We start from the raw sequence: 17,327 nt of genomic DNA, 5'->3' as shown, positions 1-17,327 counted from the left end.
ATTTATAGATGTCTATAAAAGGAGATGTACAGTAATCATGAATAAACGTGTAAAAATTGTTGCTACACTTGGTCCTGCGGCAGAGATCCGCGGCGGTAAAAAATTTGGTGATGACGGATATTGGGGAGAAAGCCTTGATGTCGAAGCTTCTGCACAGAAAATCGCTGAATTGATTAATGAAGGCGCTAATGTTTTTCGCTTTAATTTCTCACATGGTGATCATGCTGAACAAGGCGAACGTATGGAAACTGTTCGCTTGGCAGAAGAAATAGCTGGTCAAAAAGTTGGTTTCTTGCTCGATACTAAAGGACCGGAAATTCGTACGGAATTATTTGCAGATGATGCTAAAGAGTATTCCTATAAAACCGGTGAAACAATCCGTGTAGCCACAAAACAAGGAATTAAGTCAACACGTGATGTTATTGCTTTAAATGTTGCTGGGGGCCTTGATATCTTTGATGATGTCGAAGTTGGCAAACAAGTACTGGTTGATGATGGTAAACTTGGCCTTCGAGTGACTGACAAAGATGCTGCAAAACGTGAATTCGTTGTTGAAGTTGAAAATGATGGTATTATTGCTAAGCAAAAAGGAGTTAATATTCCTTACACTAAAATTCCTTTCCCTTCATTAGCAGAACGTGATGATTCTGATATTCGCTTTGGTCTTGAACATGGCTTGAATTTTATTGCTATCTCCTTTGTCCGTTCATCTGCTGATGTTAAAGCTGTTCGTGATATTTGTAATGAAACAGGAAACAAGCATGTTAAATTATTAGCTAAAATTGAAAATCAACAAGGTATTGATAATATTGATGAGATTATCGAAGAAGCTGATGGTATTATGATTGCCCGCGGTGATATGGGAATCGAAGTTCCGTTTGAAATGGTTCCTGTCTATCAAAAAATGATTATTACGAAAGTAAATGCTGCAGGAAAAATTGTTGTTACAGCTACTAATATGCTTGAAACAATGACAGATAAACCTCGTGCCACTCGCTCGGAAGTATCAGATGTCTTTAATGCCGTTATTGATGGTACTGATGCCACTATGCTTTCTGGAGAATCTGCTAATGGTAAATACCCAGTTGAATCTGTTCGTACAATGGCTACCATTGATAAAAATGCACAGACTCTTCTTAATGAATACGGACGCTTAAATTCAGATAACTTTAGCCGTTCAGGTAAGGTAGAAGTAGTTGCTTCAGCTGTTAAAGATGCAACTAAATCAATGGATATTAAATTGGTTGTTGCTCTTACTGAATCAGGTAACACAGCTCGCCTTATTTCTAAATACCGCCCAAATTCAGATATTTTAGCTGTAACTTTTGATGAAATTACGCAAAAATCACTTATGCTTAACTGGGGTGTTTTCCCAATTGTGACAGAAAAGCCTGCTTCTACTGATGATATGTTTGAAATTGCTGAAAAAGCTGCTCTTGAGTCAGGTCTAGTAGAATCAGGAGATAATATTGTCATTGTTGCTGGTGTTCCAGTTGGATCTGGCGGAACAAATACAATGCGTATTCGCACTGTGAAATAGACTGTGTGTAGAGAGATCTAAAAAAAGCACTTTACTTCCTTCAGGTCAGGGCTGACTAATAGAATTAAGAATAGTAAAGTGCTTGTCTTTTAGTATTTTTAAGTCCCAATAGACTAAAAAATGTCAAGCTGAGCTTGTTCAATAGGTGTGATTGCACTATTGACAAGCTCTTTTTAATACTTTGTGCTGCTTCCGTTAAAGGATAATGTAAAGGTAATCAAACTGTTTTTTAAAAGTAATCATTTTGTGATATCTTAATATTAGCGTATGAATTTAAAGGGGATAAAGTGCTATGGCTAAATTAAAAGAATCAATGGAATTAGGTGAGCTTTATAAAGAATTAAGAATGGCAAGGGGACTTAGACAGAAAGATATTACTAATAGTAATTTATCAACTGCTCAATTATCAAAATTTGAAAATGGGCAATCAATGTTATCTGCTGATAAGCTGTTGATTGCTATTTCAGGAATCCATATGAGTTTTGCTGAATTTGGTCATGTCCTTAACCATTATGAGGAGAGTGAATTTTTTAAACTTGGAAATAAAATAGCAGAGCTGCATTCTAAACAGGATATTGAAGGTTTGAAGTATTTACTAGAAGAATATAAAGATTACGAAACATTTGATGTTTACAATCGCCTAAATTTATTGGTCATAAAAAATAGTATATATTCTTTGGATAATAGTTACATCGTAAATGAGGATGACAAAGAATTTTTAGCGACTTATTTATATGGTATTGAGGCCTGGACTGAATATGAGCTTTATTTATTTTGCAATACAATGGAGCTGTTATCAAATGAAGATCTCATTTTTTTAAGTAAAACGTTTATTGAGCGCGATAAGCTGTACCAATCAATTCCCACACATCAAAATGTAGCTAAAATGACTTTTTTAAATCTTATTTCTGCTATGATTGAGAGAGATCAGTGTTTTTATGGAACATACTTCATAGAAAAGCTAGAAGCACGACTTACTTATCAAGATACATTAGTTTTCTTAACTTTAAAATTTTTAAAATTGTTAATGGAATTTCGACAAAGTAAAGGTGAACATATAGATGATGTTACCAAGTATATCTCAATGATTGACATGGTTGGTTTAACTGTTTTAGCAGAAATTTTCAGAGCGCAATTAAATAAATTTATAGAGTAAAAGCATTCTTTATCCTATAACGTTATTTAAATAATTTAGATAAAATGTTATGTATTCTAATTGTTTTCTTTGATAATTGTAATGGTTAAATAAGGAGTTGACACTAGTTTTGTCTTCTCTTTTTTATAATTTAGTACAGTAAAGTCTTAGAGTTCTTAATAAAAAATTCTCTATCATTAATAATTAGCAGTATTTTAAGATTTCATTATGCTAGTAAGAGATCAGAATTTTAAAAAACATTGATATAAATTGACCCGCACCCCAAAAGTTAGACAAAGGTCTAACTTTTGGGGTGTTTTTTGATGAAATGAACTTATGAAGATAAACTAACTATATGTAATCTAAAAAAGAATGGGGCATCTTGGTCTCAGAGAGGTAATTAAGAAAGGCAGGAATAGTTACTGTCCTTGAGAAATAAAATAGGAAATGATTGATAAAGTTCTTATTTTTTAAATCAATAAAAAAACCACCAGTAAATTGGTGATTTTTTATTGATTTATTATGCTAATTGAATTTGATAGATTACCACAAATAGTTAGTTTACATGTTTATTTTTATAATAAGAAAATTCGATAAAAAGTTAGATAACCGATGAATTTTTAAATAAAGATCAATATATCCTTTACTTACTACTTCATAAACAATAGCTTATGGATTTTAGCATATCAAATCTGTTTATCTTTTTATGTCATCCTTTTAAATAAAAATATCATAAAGTGGCTAGCACTAAAAAGGATAGACAATAAAAAGTAAAATAGTAAATACAATTTTTTTAAGTGTACTATTAAGCATATTATTCACCTCACCTTCACTATGATTGTACAGGTTAAATCATCAAAAAGTTGTTTATTTCGAATATGAAATTAACTTAATGAAAAAAATTATATTTGAAAGTTTTTAATTCTGGTCAAAATTCATGCTAGCATAGTAATGTTTTCAAAACTCCTTATCATTTTGATAGCTGATAACGATATCGGTAAAACTTCTATGAATAGGATATGTAAATAGCTTTGATGCTGTATTTATTATAGTAATTGAAAACAACTTAAAGAATAAGAAGAAAGAGAAAAGTAAAAGTGAAGTCCAATATAAAATTACAAACATGGTTTATTGAAAGTGAAAATTCAAAGGAAAATGAGCGTTTATTTATTTTTCATCATGCTGGTGGGGGTGCCTCCTATTATATGCCGCTCTTAGATTATCTTAGTTCATATTTTAATATATATCTGATACAGCTTCCGGGCAGAGAACATAGAATTAAAGAGTCTCCTTATAATGATTTAGAACAATTATTAAGTGATTTGGAAACAGTTCTCTTACCCTATCTTGATAGCTCATTTATATTTTTAGGGCATAGTATGGGAGCTATGATAGCTTTTGAATTAGCTCATCGATTGAAGGAACTTTACGGGAAAAAACCAAGACATTTATTTTTATCAGCAATGCGGGCGCCTCATTTATCAAAAGAAGAAAAATACAGACATTTACCAGATGAACAATTGTTATCCAAAGTATTTGATTTAGGAGGAACCCAGCAAGAACTTTCCAATGATAAAAAACTAGTGTCATTAATATTACCTACTCTCCGAAAAGACCTTGAACTCTGTGATAATTATCAGTATCGCAGAAATATAAAATTAAATGTGCCAGTAACTATTTTGGGCGGACATAAGGATAAAGTTGTCAGTATTCATGATTTACTAGCATGGGATAGCTATTTTGAAGATAAATTTAATGTATGTGTGTTCAAAGGGGGTCATTTCTATTTTAAAGATTGCTTTGAATTATTAAGTTCCACCCTTATAAAAGAAAGTCTTTAGATCTTAAAAGGTTAATAAAAGAGAAAACGGAGAATAATTAATGAAGAATGAAATAGATAAATATAATTTAAGTTACAGTCAGCAGTCTTTATACTTTTTGCAGGAATTGAATCCTTCAAATACTTCTTACAATGTGGGGATAGCTTTTCGATTTTACCAAAATTTTAATGAAGAATTGTTTCGGGCTACTTTTAATCAGCTGCTATTAAGGCATGACATTTTAAAAACAAAATTTCTTAAAGAAAATGGAGAAATTTATCAATACATTGATAAGCAGGCCAAATATGATTTAGTTATCAGAGATATCAGTGAACTAAATGATACAAAGATATCAGAACAAGTCAATTCAGATTTTCATGTCAGTTATAATTTATTGACAGATAATTTACTGAGAATATATCTTTATCGCCATAAAAACTATGTTTTAGTCAGCATAGTACTTCATCATATTATTGCGGATTTTAACAGTGTCGAAATTTTAATGAATGACTTTATAACTATTTATGATTCTTTAATGAAAAAACAAAAAGTTAGTATTTCAAGTATGCCAGCTTTATACAAGAATTTTGTTGAAGAAGAAAGAGACTTTATTTGTTCGGAAAAATTTCCTTCAAAGATGAAGTTTTGGGAAAATAAGCTCAAAGATAGGAATGAAGATCTAGATTTTGATATTGAAGCTGAGCAAGAAAGTACTTTCTTAGTTACAAAAGGCTCAAAAGTAGAATTTGAAATTAAGAGTGAAGAAAATGCAAAGATTAAAAGCCTATGTGAAAAAATTCATGTTTCACCTTTTATTTTTTTTCTAACAGTCTATAAATTATTTCTTTTTCAAGTATATGGTAAAAGAGATGTTGTTGTCGGTGTCCCTGTGAGTTTACGAAGAGCCATCAAATACAAAGCAGCGATAGGGAATTTTATTAATTTATTACCCATAAGAATGAGTAATAAAGGAGGAAATTTTATCCAAAACGCTAAAGAAGTGAACGATACTTTTATCAATGCTATGTTACATAAAAAAGTGCCATATTCTCTAATGGTAGAGCATCTAAACCCAAATAGGGATAAAAAAGATCCAATCTTCCAAACGACTTTTAATTATCTATCAAAAAGAACAGACAGCAATTTATATATGGATCAAAGTTTAGATGTTCTACAAACTATTTTAGGATATAGTATTAAAAGTTTTCCTTTAAAACAGCAGTTAGATCAAATGGATTTATCTTTAGAACTTGTAGAGCATCATGAAGGTTTTACTGGTATATTTAAGTATAATAATGCTGTTTTTAACCAAAATTTAATAAGAGATTATGCCTTTCGCTATAAAAAACTTTTATCAAGAATAGTAAATCATATAGAAAGTGATATAGATCATTTCAGATATGCAAATGAGAATGAAAGAAAAGAACTAATTTCGATATCAACAAAAAGAATTAAGAACTTTAAAAGCTATTTCAATGTTATGGAATTGATAGAAGAAAATTTCTCTGCTTATCCTGAGAGAATCGCTATTAGAGATATGCAAAAGGCCATTACTTACCAACAATTGCAAGTAAAAGTAGATATTTTAGCTGCTTGTCTTGAACAAAAGGGCATACAAAAAAATGATTGTGTTGTTGTTTATATGGAGAAAAGTGCCGAAGTAATCGCAGCTTTTCTAGCTATTATAAAAATAGGAGCTATCTATGTTCCAGTGGATACTTCTTTTCCAAAAAGTAGAATTGATGACATTTTAGAATCTACAACGCCAGCTGCGATACTAACTACTAAATCTTTAAAAGAAAAGGAAGTTTTTTTAAATAATGCTATTTGTGTTGATTCTAGTTTGAAGAGTGATCCATTGCTAAATAGAGATAATAAGATTGTAAGAGTCAAACCTAAAGATAGTGCTTATATTATTTTTACTTCTGGTTCTACGGGAAAGCCAAAAGGGGTTGAGGTGCAGCATCAAGCATTGGTTAATTTTCTATTGTCAATGCGTGAGATACTCACCTTGCAAAAGAAAGATAAAGTTAATATTGGCGGTATAACAAATATCTCCTTTGATATCTCAATATTAGAATTTCTCTTACCATTAGTATCTGGCGGTCAGGCAACTTTACTCACTAAAGAAGTTTTAGCTAGTCCCCGAATGTTTGAAAAGATCATTGCAGACTTTGAGATTAATATTTTTCAAGGGACCGCAACAACCTGGTCTATGATTCTTGGATCTGCTTGGCCAGGAGATAAAAATTTAGATGTCTTAATAGGAGGGGAGATGGTTTCAAAAGCCCTTTCTAATGAACTAACCTCTAAATTTTCAAAAGTATGGAATGTTTATGGCCCTACTGAAGCTACTATTTGGACAACAATCAAACAATTATCTCCAAAAGATGAGATTGTTTCTGCAGGCTATCCAATTCATAATATGGGAGCATATATTCTAGATGAAACTTATCAAATTGTACAAAAAAATGTCATCGGAAAACTTTATTTATCTGGAGTTGGTTTAGCCAAGGGTTATTATAAACAAGAAAATCTAACTAATGAACGGTTTTTCGAAATTGAATTAGATGGTATTAAAAAGCGTATTTATGACACTGGTGATTTAGCAAAATATTTGGATAATGGTGAAATTCAAATTATAGGCAGGGATGATAGTCAAGTCAAATTAAGTGGTTATAGAATAGAGCTTGGTGAAATTGAAAATAAGCTGAATAAATTCAATGGTATAAAGCGCAGTGCTGTTTTGATTAAAGAACAAAAATTGGTGGCTTATATTGTATATGAAGGAAGAAGAGATAATCTTTTAGGAGAACTGAAGGATTATTGCAGGCAAGAACTTCCTGTCTATATGATTCCTTCAGAATTTATAAAAGTTGACACTATCCCACTGACACCTAATCAAAAAACCGATAAAAAACAGCTTATCTCTTTAAAGGGAGATAGATTATCAGAATCATCAAAAACGGTAAGAGATGGTTCCTATGCCTATAAAGATATGATTCATGTTTGGGGAGAAACTTTAGGGCATCAAAATTTTGGAATAAAAGACAATTTTTTCGATATTGGAGGTACTTCCTTATTAGCAATGGTTCTGCAGCAGAAAATTGAAAAGGAGCTGCGGGTGCAAGTATCTGTTGCAGATATTTTTACTTATCCAACAGTTTATAATTTAGCTGAATTTCTTGAATCTCAGAGAAGTCATAAGCAAAAGAAGCAGATAAAACAAATTGAAAATAGTCGTAAAACAAGCAAGCTTGGAAATTTGAGGAAGCGTCGCAATCGAAAAGTATAGATATTAAATGAAAGTGCAGGTGAAAATAGAAAAATGGAAGATGAAAATTTAATTGCAGTTGTTGGAATGTCGGGCCGTTTTCCTCAAGCGGACTCTATAGATAAATTATGGGAAAATTTATTAATGGGCAAGGAATGTTTGCAGCATTTTACTCGGGAAGAGTTATTGGATGAAGGAATAGCGCAAGAGGATATAGATTCTGATAATTATGTGAAGGTAAAGGGAATTATTGACTCTCCTAATGCTTTTGATACAGAATTTTTTGAGTATACTGTTAAGGAATCAATGCTTATGGATCCCCAAGCTAGAGTATTTATGGAAGAAGTATGGAAAGCCATTGAAGACTCTGGCCATGCAGTTTCCCAATACAAGGGTAAAATAGGAGTCTATGCTGGTTCAGGAATGAATACCTATTTACTTCGGGCAATGCAAAGAGGTTTATTAGATCAATATGAAGATTTCGATATCATGTTGGGAAGTGATAAGGATTTATTGTCTACAAGAGTATCTTATAAACTAAACTTAACAGGACCGAGTGTGTCAATTCAATCAACCTGCTCGACTTCACTAGTATCAGTACATTTTGCCTGTCAAGGCTTATTAAGTGGTGACTGTGACATAGCTGTAGCTGGTGGCGTTTCTATTTCCTATCCAATTAAGCAGGGATACAAATATCGAGATGGTATGATCTTTTCTAAAACCGGTTCTTGTCAGCCTTTTGAAGCAAAATCAGATGGTACAGTATTTAGTGACGGAGTGGGCGTAGTTGTTCTGAAACGTCTAGAAGAAGCCATAGCAGATGGAGATGATATCTATGGCGTTATAAAAGGGACAGCTATTAACAATGATGGAAATGATAAGGTTGGTTTTACTGCTCCCAGTGTATCTGGTCAATCAGAGGTTATAAAAGACTGTCTTGACATAGCAGATGTAGCAGCTGAGTCAATTCAGTATATTGAAACGCATGGGACGGCTACAGAAATTGGAGATTTATTGGAAATCAAAGCTTTATCTCAAGTTTATGATGAAGAAACCTCTCGAAAAAACTTTTGTGCAATTGGCAGTATAAAGTCAAATTTAGGACACTTAAATACTGCTTCAGGAATCGCAGGGTTTATCAAATGCTTATTGATACTTAAACATGGAATAATTCCTCCTATGGCTAATTTTGATAAAGAAAATGAAAAACTAAACTTAAAGGACAGTCACTTTTTTATTAATCATCACCCTATTGAGTTAGATAAAAATGAATTAGCACGAATTGCGATTAGTTCTTTTGGCATTGGGGGAACAAATGCCCATGTTATTTTAGAAGAAGCTCCTTTGCTAAAAAAGAATGTGGACCATCAGATATCAAAACAGATTTTTCCTTTTTCTGCAAAAACGCCAAAATCTTTAACAAAAAATATGGAAAAACTAGCTGACTGGTTAAGTACTAACACTGAAACCAACCTGATGGATGTGGCCAAAACACTACAGACAGGCAGAGAAAGCTTTGGTTTGCGGCAAGCTATTGTTTCAGAAAGTATAAAAGAATTAGAAAGTAAGATTAACCAAAGTCTTGAGGAAAGAAAACCAGTTAAAGTTAAAAAAAGGCCGATTTATTTTTTAGTGACAGGTCAAGGAAGCCAGTTTATTAATATGGCAAGAGATCTTTATGAGAATGTAACGGTATTCAAAAATATTGTTGATAAAGGCATGAGAATTCTCCAAGAAAAATATCATGAAAATTTTCTTGCTATTTTGTATCCTGATAAATCTATTAATGAATCTCAAGAGACTATAAATAATACAAAATATGCACAACCTCTACTTTTTATCATTTCTTATGCATTAGGTCGGTATTTAATGTCTCTTGGGGTTCAGCCAAGCAAAATAATAGGACATAGTTTGGGTGAATATGTTGGTGCTTGTTTGGCAGGTGTTATGACCTTTGAAGAAGGATTAGATATTATCTATTGGAGAGGGCACTATCTTCAAAATGCTGAGCACGGAAAAATGATATCTGTACGAGCTTCAGTAGAGAATTTGAAAGAACTTCATTTAGAAAATGTTTATGTCTCTGCAGTGAATGGTCCTAGATCAACTGTGTTAGGAGGAGATTACGACAGTATAGCTAAAGCTGAAAAAATCTTGACGGCTCATCAAATATTGTATCAGTCCTTGCAAACTTCTCATGCTTTTCATACTCCTATCATGAAAAATGCAGCTAAAGAATTTAGAAGTTATCTGGAAAAATATGAATTGAAGGATCCCATTATAGATTTGATTTCTAATACTACAGCCCAGTCTGTTCAAAAAGGACAATTATCTGATTCTAGTTATTGGGAAAAGCATATTATTAATCCGGTTCTGTTTTCATCAAGTGTTCAACATTTATTAGCTGAAGAAGAGGCTATTTTCATTGAAATTGGGTCTGGAAGGACGCTGATTGAATTAACAAAGCAGCAAGATTTGGCAAAGAAACATCTCTTTATAGATATGCTGCCAGGAAGATATTCTAAAGAAAATCAATACACTTTCTTTATAGAAAGGTTAGCTGCTCTTTGGGAATTAGGGCTAGAAATAGATTTTGAAAAATTTCAAAATAAGGAAGCTCGTAAAGTTCATCTGCCAACCTATCATTTTGATCAACAGGAATTTTCATTGTTGTCACTTGGTAACAACGTGCCTAAAAAAGAAAAAGCAGACAATAATATAGTTAATTACAGTACTAATATAAGCAGAAATGGAATTTCAGCAGACTATGCTGAACCAGAAAATGAGATAGAAGAGCTCTTGCTAAAGCTTTTAAAAGAAAATGTCGGTATTGAAAATATTGGTGTGTTAGATAACTTTTTTGAGCTAGGATTGAGCTCCCTCTTAGCCAGTCAGTACGCAGTATCTATTAAAGAAAGTATAGATTTGGATATCGAAATTCAAAGTATTATTGAGGCAGGCTGTGTCTCATCACTTTCTGAAACTGTCATGGATAAATTAATAGAAGAAGGTTAGGCTATCTTAATAAAAGGATATTATGAAATACGAGGAATGTAATGAAATCAGACGAACAAAATAAAATGAATGACCAAAATAAGAAAAGTAAGGCAGAATCATTACTAGCTAAAAGACTTGGTAAACAAAAGAAGCAAAGAGAGATTAGGTTTGAAAGTAACTTTTTACAAGAATATGGGGTTTCTTCTATTCAAAAAAATATGCTTGAAAATGAAGAGATGGATGACAAAGTAAGCGCCTATAATCTTGTATCTGCTGTTGATGTATCAGGAAGGTTAGATTTAGAAGCACTAAGGCAAGCCTTTAATTGTTTAATTCAAAGCAATAGTTCTTTAAAGACAAAATTTACGGCAACTAATGATGGTTATAAACAAATCATCGAGGAGGTTTCATTTGCAGATTTAGACTATATTGATCTTTCAGAAAAATCTAATGGAGAAAGTGAGCTCAAAGAGATAATTCTTTCAAAATCATTGCAAAAAATGCCCTTAGAATCTTCTCCATTATTGCAATTATCTGTTATTCAATTAAAATCAGATCAATTCGTTATAGTTTTAGTAGCACATCATACGGTAATGGATGGATGGTCGTTTGGGCTTGCGGTCCATCAGCTTCAAGACTATTATAATCTGTATAAACAAAATGGTACGATTGCTCCAGCATCTGAAAAGTATAACACTATTGATTATCTAATATGGAAGAATAGAAATAAAAAGGACTCAAAATCTTATTGGATTAAAGAATTAACCAATACAAATATTTTAAGATTGGAAAGTGATTTTGAAAGAGGAGTCCAGTCATCTTATAGAGGAAAAAGACTTTATTTTACTCTAGATAAACAATTGACTGAATTGATGAAACAATATGAAAAAGTGCATCATATTACAGTAGCTAATATTATCTTGTCAGCTTATCAAATTTTGCTGCATAAATATACTGGACAGAATGATTTTGTAATTGGAACAGCTGTAGCAGATAGAGAAAATATAGCTGTTAGAAATATGATCGGGTGTCTTATTAACACCCTAGGTGTTAGAACAATTATCAATGATGATCTTGAAATAAAAGATTATCTGGAGCACACTCAGAAACATTTCTATGAAATCATGAAACATAAAGATATTGATTTATATGAATGTTTAGAAGAATTAGAATATGAGCAGGATAATCGATTTTCAACGCTGTTTCAAGCGATGTATAATTATGAAAATACACCTAAAGCCAAAATGAATTTTAAAGATTTAGATATTGGCTTTAGAAATGTAGAAGCAGGCAGTGCTTTATTTGATTTAACCTTATCTATTTTTGATACAGATGATGGATTAAATGGTTTTATAGAATATAAAGCAGATTTGTTTAAGCCAAGCAGAATCGAACAATTATTACAGTGTTTTATTCATATACTAAATACTATTGTGAAAAAACCAGAGATAGCTGTAAAAGACATCTCTTTATTATCGCCTCAACAGGAATCAGAACTTCTTGAGATAAATACTAAAAAAGAGATAAAAGAGACATTATTCACTGATAAGTTTAAGAAGATAGTATCGAAATATGGGAAAAATACGGCTCTTTCTTTTGAAAAACAAAGTGTAACCTATGAACAATTAGATATTGCATCAGATATAATAGCGCAGCAGCTTCTAAACCAAGCAGCCCCCAAGTCGTTAATTGGTGTTTTCATGAATAAGAGTATAGACGCTATTGTAGCTATGTTGTCTATACTAAAAGCAGGGATGGTTTATGTACCAATAGATACCGGATACCCAATTGAAAGAATCCGATATATCACTAAAGATGCAGGGATCTATCATCTGTTGACACATAAACAGGTTTCAAGGAATATTGATTGGCAGTCATTAGGTATCAAAAATATTAATGATATTGAAGAAATGCAGGCAAATTTAACATTAACTCCTCCTTCTCAACTGTCCAAAGTTTCATTGGATGCTGAGGATACTGCCTATATTATTTATACCTCCGGATCTACCGGAAAGCCAAAAGGAGTTATGGTTGCGCACCGAGGTTTATGTAATATTGTTGAAGAACAAAACAATTTGTTTGCAGTTGATGATAAAAGCAAGGTACTGCAATTTGCTTCCTTTTGCTTTGATGCTTCTGTGTTTGAAATCGTCATGGCACTTGGAAATGGCGCAGAACTGCATATTGTAGATAAAGATCAAGTATTAGGTGATCATTTAACACAATTTATTAAAGATAAGGCTATCACACATATTTGTGTAACGCCATCAGTACTTTCCTTAGCTTCTTCTGAGACATTAGATAAATTAGAAACTATTATTGTTGCTGGAGAAGCTTGTCCAAGCGAATTAGTTAATATGTGGGGAAAACATCATCAATTTTTTAATGCTTATGGCCCAACGGAAGCAACAATTTGGACGACTACTAAGAGATGTTTGCCAAATAGCAAGGTTACTATTGGAAAACCGTTAAATAATGTTGAAGTATTTGTTTTAGATGAACAATTAAATATGCTTCCAAAAGGCAATATAGGAGAGCTCTATATTGGAGGTATCGGTGTTTGTAAAGGTTATTTGCATCGTGAAGAGCTGAATCATCAAAAATTTGTTCAAAAGACATTTAGTGACGGCCATGAGAGCACTTTATACGCAACTGGTGATATTGTCCGTTGGGACGAAAACGGGGAATTAGAATTCATGGGCAGAAAAGATAACCAAGTTAAATTACGTGGTTTTCGTATTGAGATCGATGAAATACGTTCTAAAATTTTGGAATATCCCGATACTCAGGATGCTGTTATTGGTATTACTAATAAAGATGGGATGGATCTTCTGTATGCGGTCATAAAAAATAAATTAGATATTAATGATTCCAAAGCCTTTAAAGATTTTCTCAAAGGCAAACTTCCCTATTATATGATACCAAGCCTTATTAACTTTGTAGATGAGATTCCCCTAACTTGGAATGGGAAAGTTGATAGTAAACAGATTGAAGAAAACTTAATTTTTTATACAGATACCAAGCGTGATCTTAAAGAGCCTACAACTAAAATACAAAGAGAGTTACTAACTATCTGGCAAACTATATTAGCTACTGAAGCTATTAGCACTGATGATAACTTTTTTGAATTAGGCGGCCATTCGTTAATAGCTACAAAATTAATAAATGCTATTAATCAGCAGTTTCAGATAGATTTAACAGCAAATATGATCTTTAACTATCCAACAATTCTAGAGATGGAAGCTTATCTTGAGAAATTAGACAGAGTTAGTGATAGTTTGCCTATAAAAAAAGTGGAGCGACAAAAAGAATTATTACTATCGCCTCAGCAAAAACAGTTATGGCTTATGGAGCAAATGGTTCCTCAAAATGGTAACTATAATATTGTGACACCAATCCGACTCAAAGGAAACTTGAATATAAAATTACTGGAAAAAAGCTTTAATCAATTAATAAAAAATCATGAAATACTACGAGTGAATTTTCATGATAAAGAAGGAGTTCCCTATCAAATCATAAATGAAAAAGCCAATATTCGTTTACAGCATCATTATTTAATGAATTTTGATCTATCACAAGCAGAGTCTATTGCTAATACCATACTTGCTTTTGATGAAAAACGCCCTTTTAATTTAAGCAGTGAATTATTAATACGATCTTCTCTTATTCATTTAAATGAAGAGGAATATATCCTTATTATTGTTATGCACCATATCATTTCAGATGGTTGGTCCATGGAATTATTAATTGATGAGCTTTCAGAGATATACAATAAGTTGTTAAAAAGGCAAGAAGACAGTATGCTGCCCAAACAGCATCTTAGTTTACAATACTTGGATTACACTTATTGGCTTGATCAAGAAAAAAATAGGGAAAAGAAGCAGAAAGAGTTTTGGAAAAACACTCTCTCATCAGATATGCCTGCCTTATCTTTTCCAGCCGATTATAAGCGTCCTGCTATACAGACTCACAATGGCTATACGGTAGAGCAGATACTAGATGAAGAACTGAGCCATCAATTAAAGAAATTTTGTCAGGATAATAACATAACAACCTTTATGTTTATGTTAACAATTTTCTCTATCTTATTGCATAAATTAAGTGGGGAAGAAGACTTGCCAATTGGAGTTCCTGTAGCTGGCAGAACAAAAAAAGAAATGGAAAATATGATTGGTTTTTTTGTCAATACTGTAGTTATGCGCTGTAAACTCAATACTAATCTAACCATATTAGATTATTTGGAGGTTATTAGAAATACAACTCTTTTGGCATTTGAAAATCAAGATGTGCCTTTTGATGATATTGTACAAATGCTCTCACCAAGCAGAGATACGAGCAGATCTCCTTTGGTTCAAGTGATGCTAAATGTACAAAATCCCGAAGGTATAAAATGTCATATGGATGGCCTAGAAGCGGCACCATATCCGCTCACACAGGAAATCACGAAATTTGATGCCACCTTATATGTTGAAGAATACTTTGGGAAAATGAAATTTCGTCTGGTATATAATAGTGACTTGTACAAAGAGGAAAGTATGCAAGAGTATTTAAGGCAATTAAATACAGTCATGGTCGCAGTGCTGCAAAATAAAAAGACTAAGATTAAGGATATTTCCATACAAAGTCAGCATTTTAGTCAGCTATTGAAAGCGAAAGAAACATTGGCAGATTCGTCTTTGATTCGTTTTAACAGTTCACTTTGTATTGATGAAGTTGTTTCTAGGAATGCTGCTAAATACCCAGAGCGACTAGCTATTTCAGATGAAAGTGGTTCCCTCACTTATTTACAGTTAGAAGAGAAGTCAGAAAAATTAGCCGCTGTTTTAAGTAATCAAGGGCTAGGAAAAGGAAGCATTTTTGTGATTTATGGCGATCGCAACATGAAATTGATCATTAGCATGTTAGCTATTTTAAAGATTGGAGGAATTTTCTGTATCTTTGATCCAGAATATCCTGAAATCAGATTGAAGAAACAGTTAGAATCCATAAAAGCAGATGGAGCTATTGTCATTAATCATGAAGAGTTGAAAAATGCTGATTTCTTAAACAAAAACTTAAAACTATATAACAGTTATGATGAATTGATGCATATATCTAAGGAACAGCCTCTTGTAAGACAAGCTGTTACAAAAGATATCAAGGATACTGCTTATATACTGTTTACTTCAGGGACAACAGGAAAACCTAACTGTGTATCCACTTCCCATGAACCAATTAACCACTTTATAAAATGGTTTGTAAAACATTATCAATTGGATGAGAGCAGTGTATTTGGACTTTTTGCGGGTTTATCTCATGATCCCTTGATTCGAGATATTTTTACGCCGCTTTTTATTGGTGGCCGCTTGGCTATTCAAAATCAGAAATCTCGGTATGACATAGAAGATACTGGTCAGTGGATAAATGATCAAGGCATTAATGAGATCAATATAACACCATCCTTATTTCTGATGCTATCAGAAGGAGATAATATATCATTTCCTAAGGTTAAGCACTATTTCTTTGGCGGTGAATTATTAACTGCTGCTCCTGTGCAGCGTGCTCAGACAATCAGTCCTATGGCACAATGTGTTAACTTTTATGGGACAACAGAAACTCCTCAAGTGATGGGCTTTTATGATATACCTGAAGACTTTGACCTTGAAAACAATGTTATACCAATTGGAAGTGGAATTGATGCCGTTCGTTTATCTCTGTTAAATGATGCCGGCCTTGAAACTGGAGTAGGTGAATTAGGTGAGATTTACGTAGAGACATCATATCTTAGTGAAGGGTATGTCAACAATGAGGCTTTAAATTTGGAAAAATTTTTTAATTCTCAAAACCAGACTGGTTGGAGACGTTATAAAACAGGAGATGTTGGACGGTATCAGTACGATGGAAGTATTGTTATTGAAGGAAGAAAAGATACACAAATTAATGTCCGCGGTTATCGTGTAGAAGCAGAGGAAATAGAATTATCATTAGCAAAACATGATAATATCCGTCGTTCAGTGGTTTATCCTGTATCTGTAAAAGGCAGAAAACAGCTTATAGCCTATTTAGAAGTAATTGATCAAAAAGCTTTTACAACAAGTGATATTCGCGATTTCTTACGAACCTATATTCCAGAAAATATTATACCTGAACGCTTTGTGCTTGTTTCTCAAATTCCATTGACTCCTAATGGGAAGGTAGATTATAGAAAACTGCCAAAAGAATTTACAAAACAGACACCTGCGATAACACAGCCTAAGGATATTATAGAGAGAAAAATAAAGCAAATCTGGTTAGATGTTCTTAACATTGATGATATCAGTACTGATGAAAACTTCTTTGATGCAGGAGGGCATTCTTTACTATTGTCTCGTATAAAGGTATTGCTTGAGCAAAAACTGAATGTTAATTTGAAACTTATGGATTTATTTAGCTATCCAACTATTAAGCTAATTAGTGATTATATCAAGCAAAAAACTGAAGGAGTAAAACATAATATAAAAGGATCTCATATAGCCGATAATACTAGTAACAGAATAAATAAACAGCGGCAGTCCTTTGGTAATTTTAAAAGATAAAGGAGTA

6 protein-coding genes are annotated in these 17,327 nt (G+C 32.6%); all 6 read left to right on the top strand.

The genetic code is table 11. The annotated features are described in order from the left end of the window. Positions 1 to 37: 37 nt before the first annotated feature. The 6 genes from pyk (at position 38) to STRMA_RS03685 (ending at position 17,320) form a co-directional block, all read left to right on the top strand. Complete coding sequence (gene pyk / locus STRMA_RS03710) at positions 38 to 1,540, top strand: pyruvate kinase (RefSeq protein WP_003081568.1); 1,503 nt, start codon at positions 38 to 40, stop codon at positions 1,538 to 1,540. A 292-nt stretch (positions 1,541 to 1,832) separates the two neighbouring features. Next, a complete protein-coding gene (locus STRMA_RS03705; protein ID WP_003079502.1) occupies positions 1,833 to 2,696 on the top strand; it encodes a helix-turn-helix domain-containing protein in 864 nt (287 codons plus the stop codon). 1,076 nt (positions 2,697 to 3,772) lie between these two features. Then, a complete protein-coding gene (locus STRMA_RS03700; protein WP_003079460.1) occupies positions 3,773 to 4,516 on the top strand; it encodes a thioesterase II family protein in 744 nt (247 codons plus the stop codon). A 40-nt stretch (positions 4,517 to 4,556) separates the two neighbouring features. Further along, positions 4,557 to 7,790, top strand: coding sequence for a non-ribosomal peptide synthetase (locus STRMA_RS03695; RefSeq protein WP_003080881.1), 3,234 nt, complete (start codon positions 4,557 to 4,559; stop codon positions 7,788 to 7,790). A 33-nt stretch (positions 7,791 to 7,823) separates the two neighbouring features. Beyond that, positions 7,824 to 10,784 carry a type I polyketide synthase gene (locus STRMA_RS03690; protein ID WP_003079052.1) on the top strand — a complete coding sequence of 987 codons (2,961 nt, stop codon included), beginning with the start codon at positions 7,824 to 7,826 and terminating at the stop codon, positions 10,782 to 10,784. Between the two features lie 41 nt (positions 10,785 to 10,825). After that, positions 10,826 to 17,320, top strand: a complete 6,495-nt coding sequence (locus tag STRMA_RS03685) for a non-ribosomal peptide synthetase (RefSeq protein WP_003080184.1) — start codon at positions 10,826 to 10,828, stop codon at positions 17,318 to 17,320. Positions 17,321 to 17,327: the final 7 nt, after the last annotated feature.

The sequence above is a fragment of the Streptococcus macacae NCTC 11558 genome (assembly GCF_000187995.2).
Classification (GTDB): domain Bacteria; phylum Bacillota; class Bacilli; order Lactobacillales; family Streptococcaceae; genus Streptococcus; species Streptococcus macacae.
The sequence above is the reverse complement of the archived record's forward strand: the minus strand, read 5'-3'. Positions and strand labels throughout refer to the sequence as shown.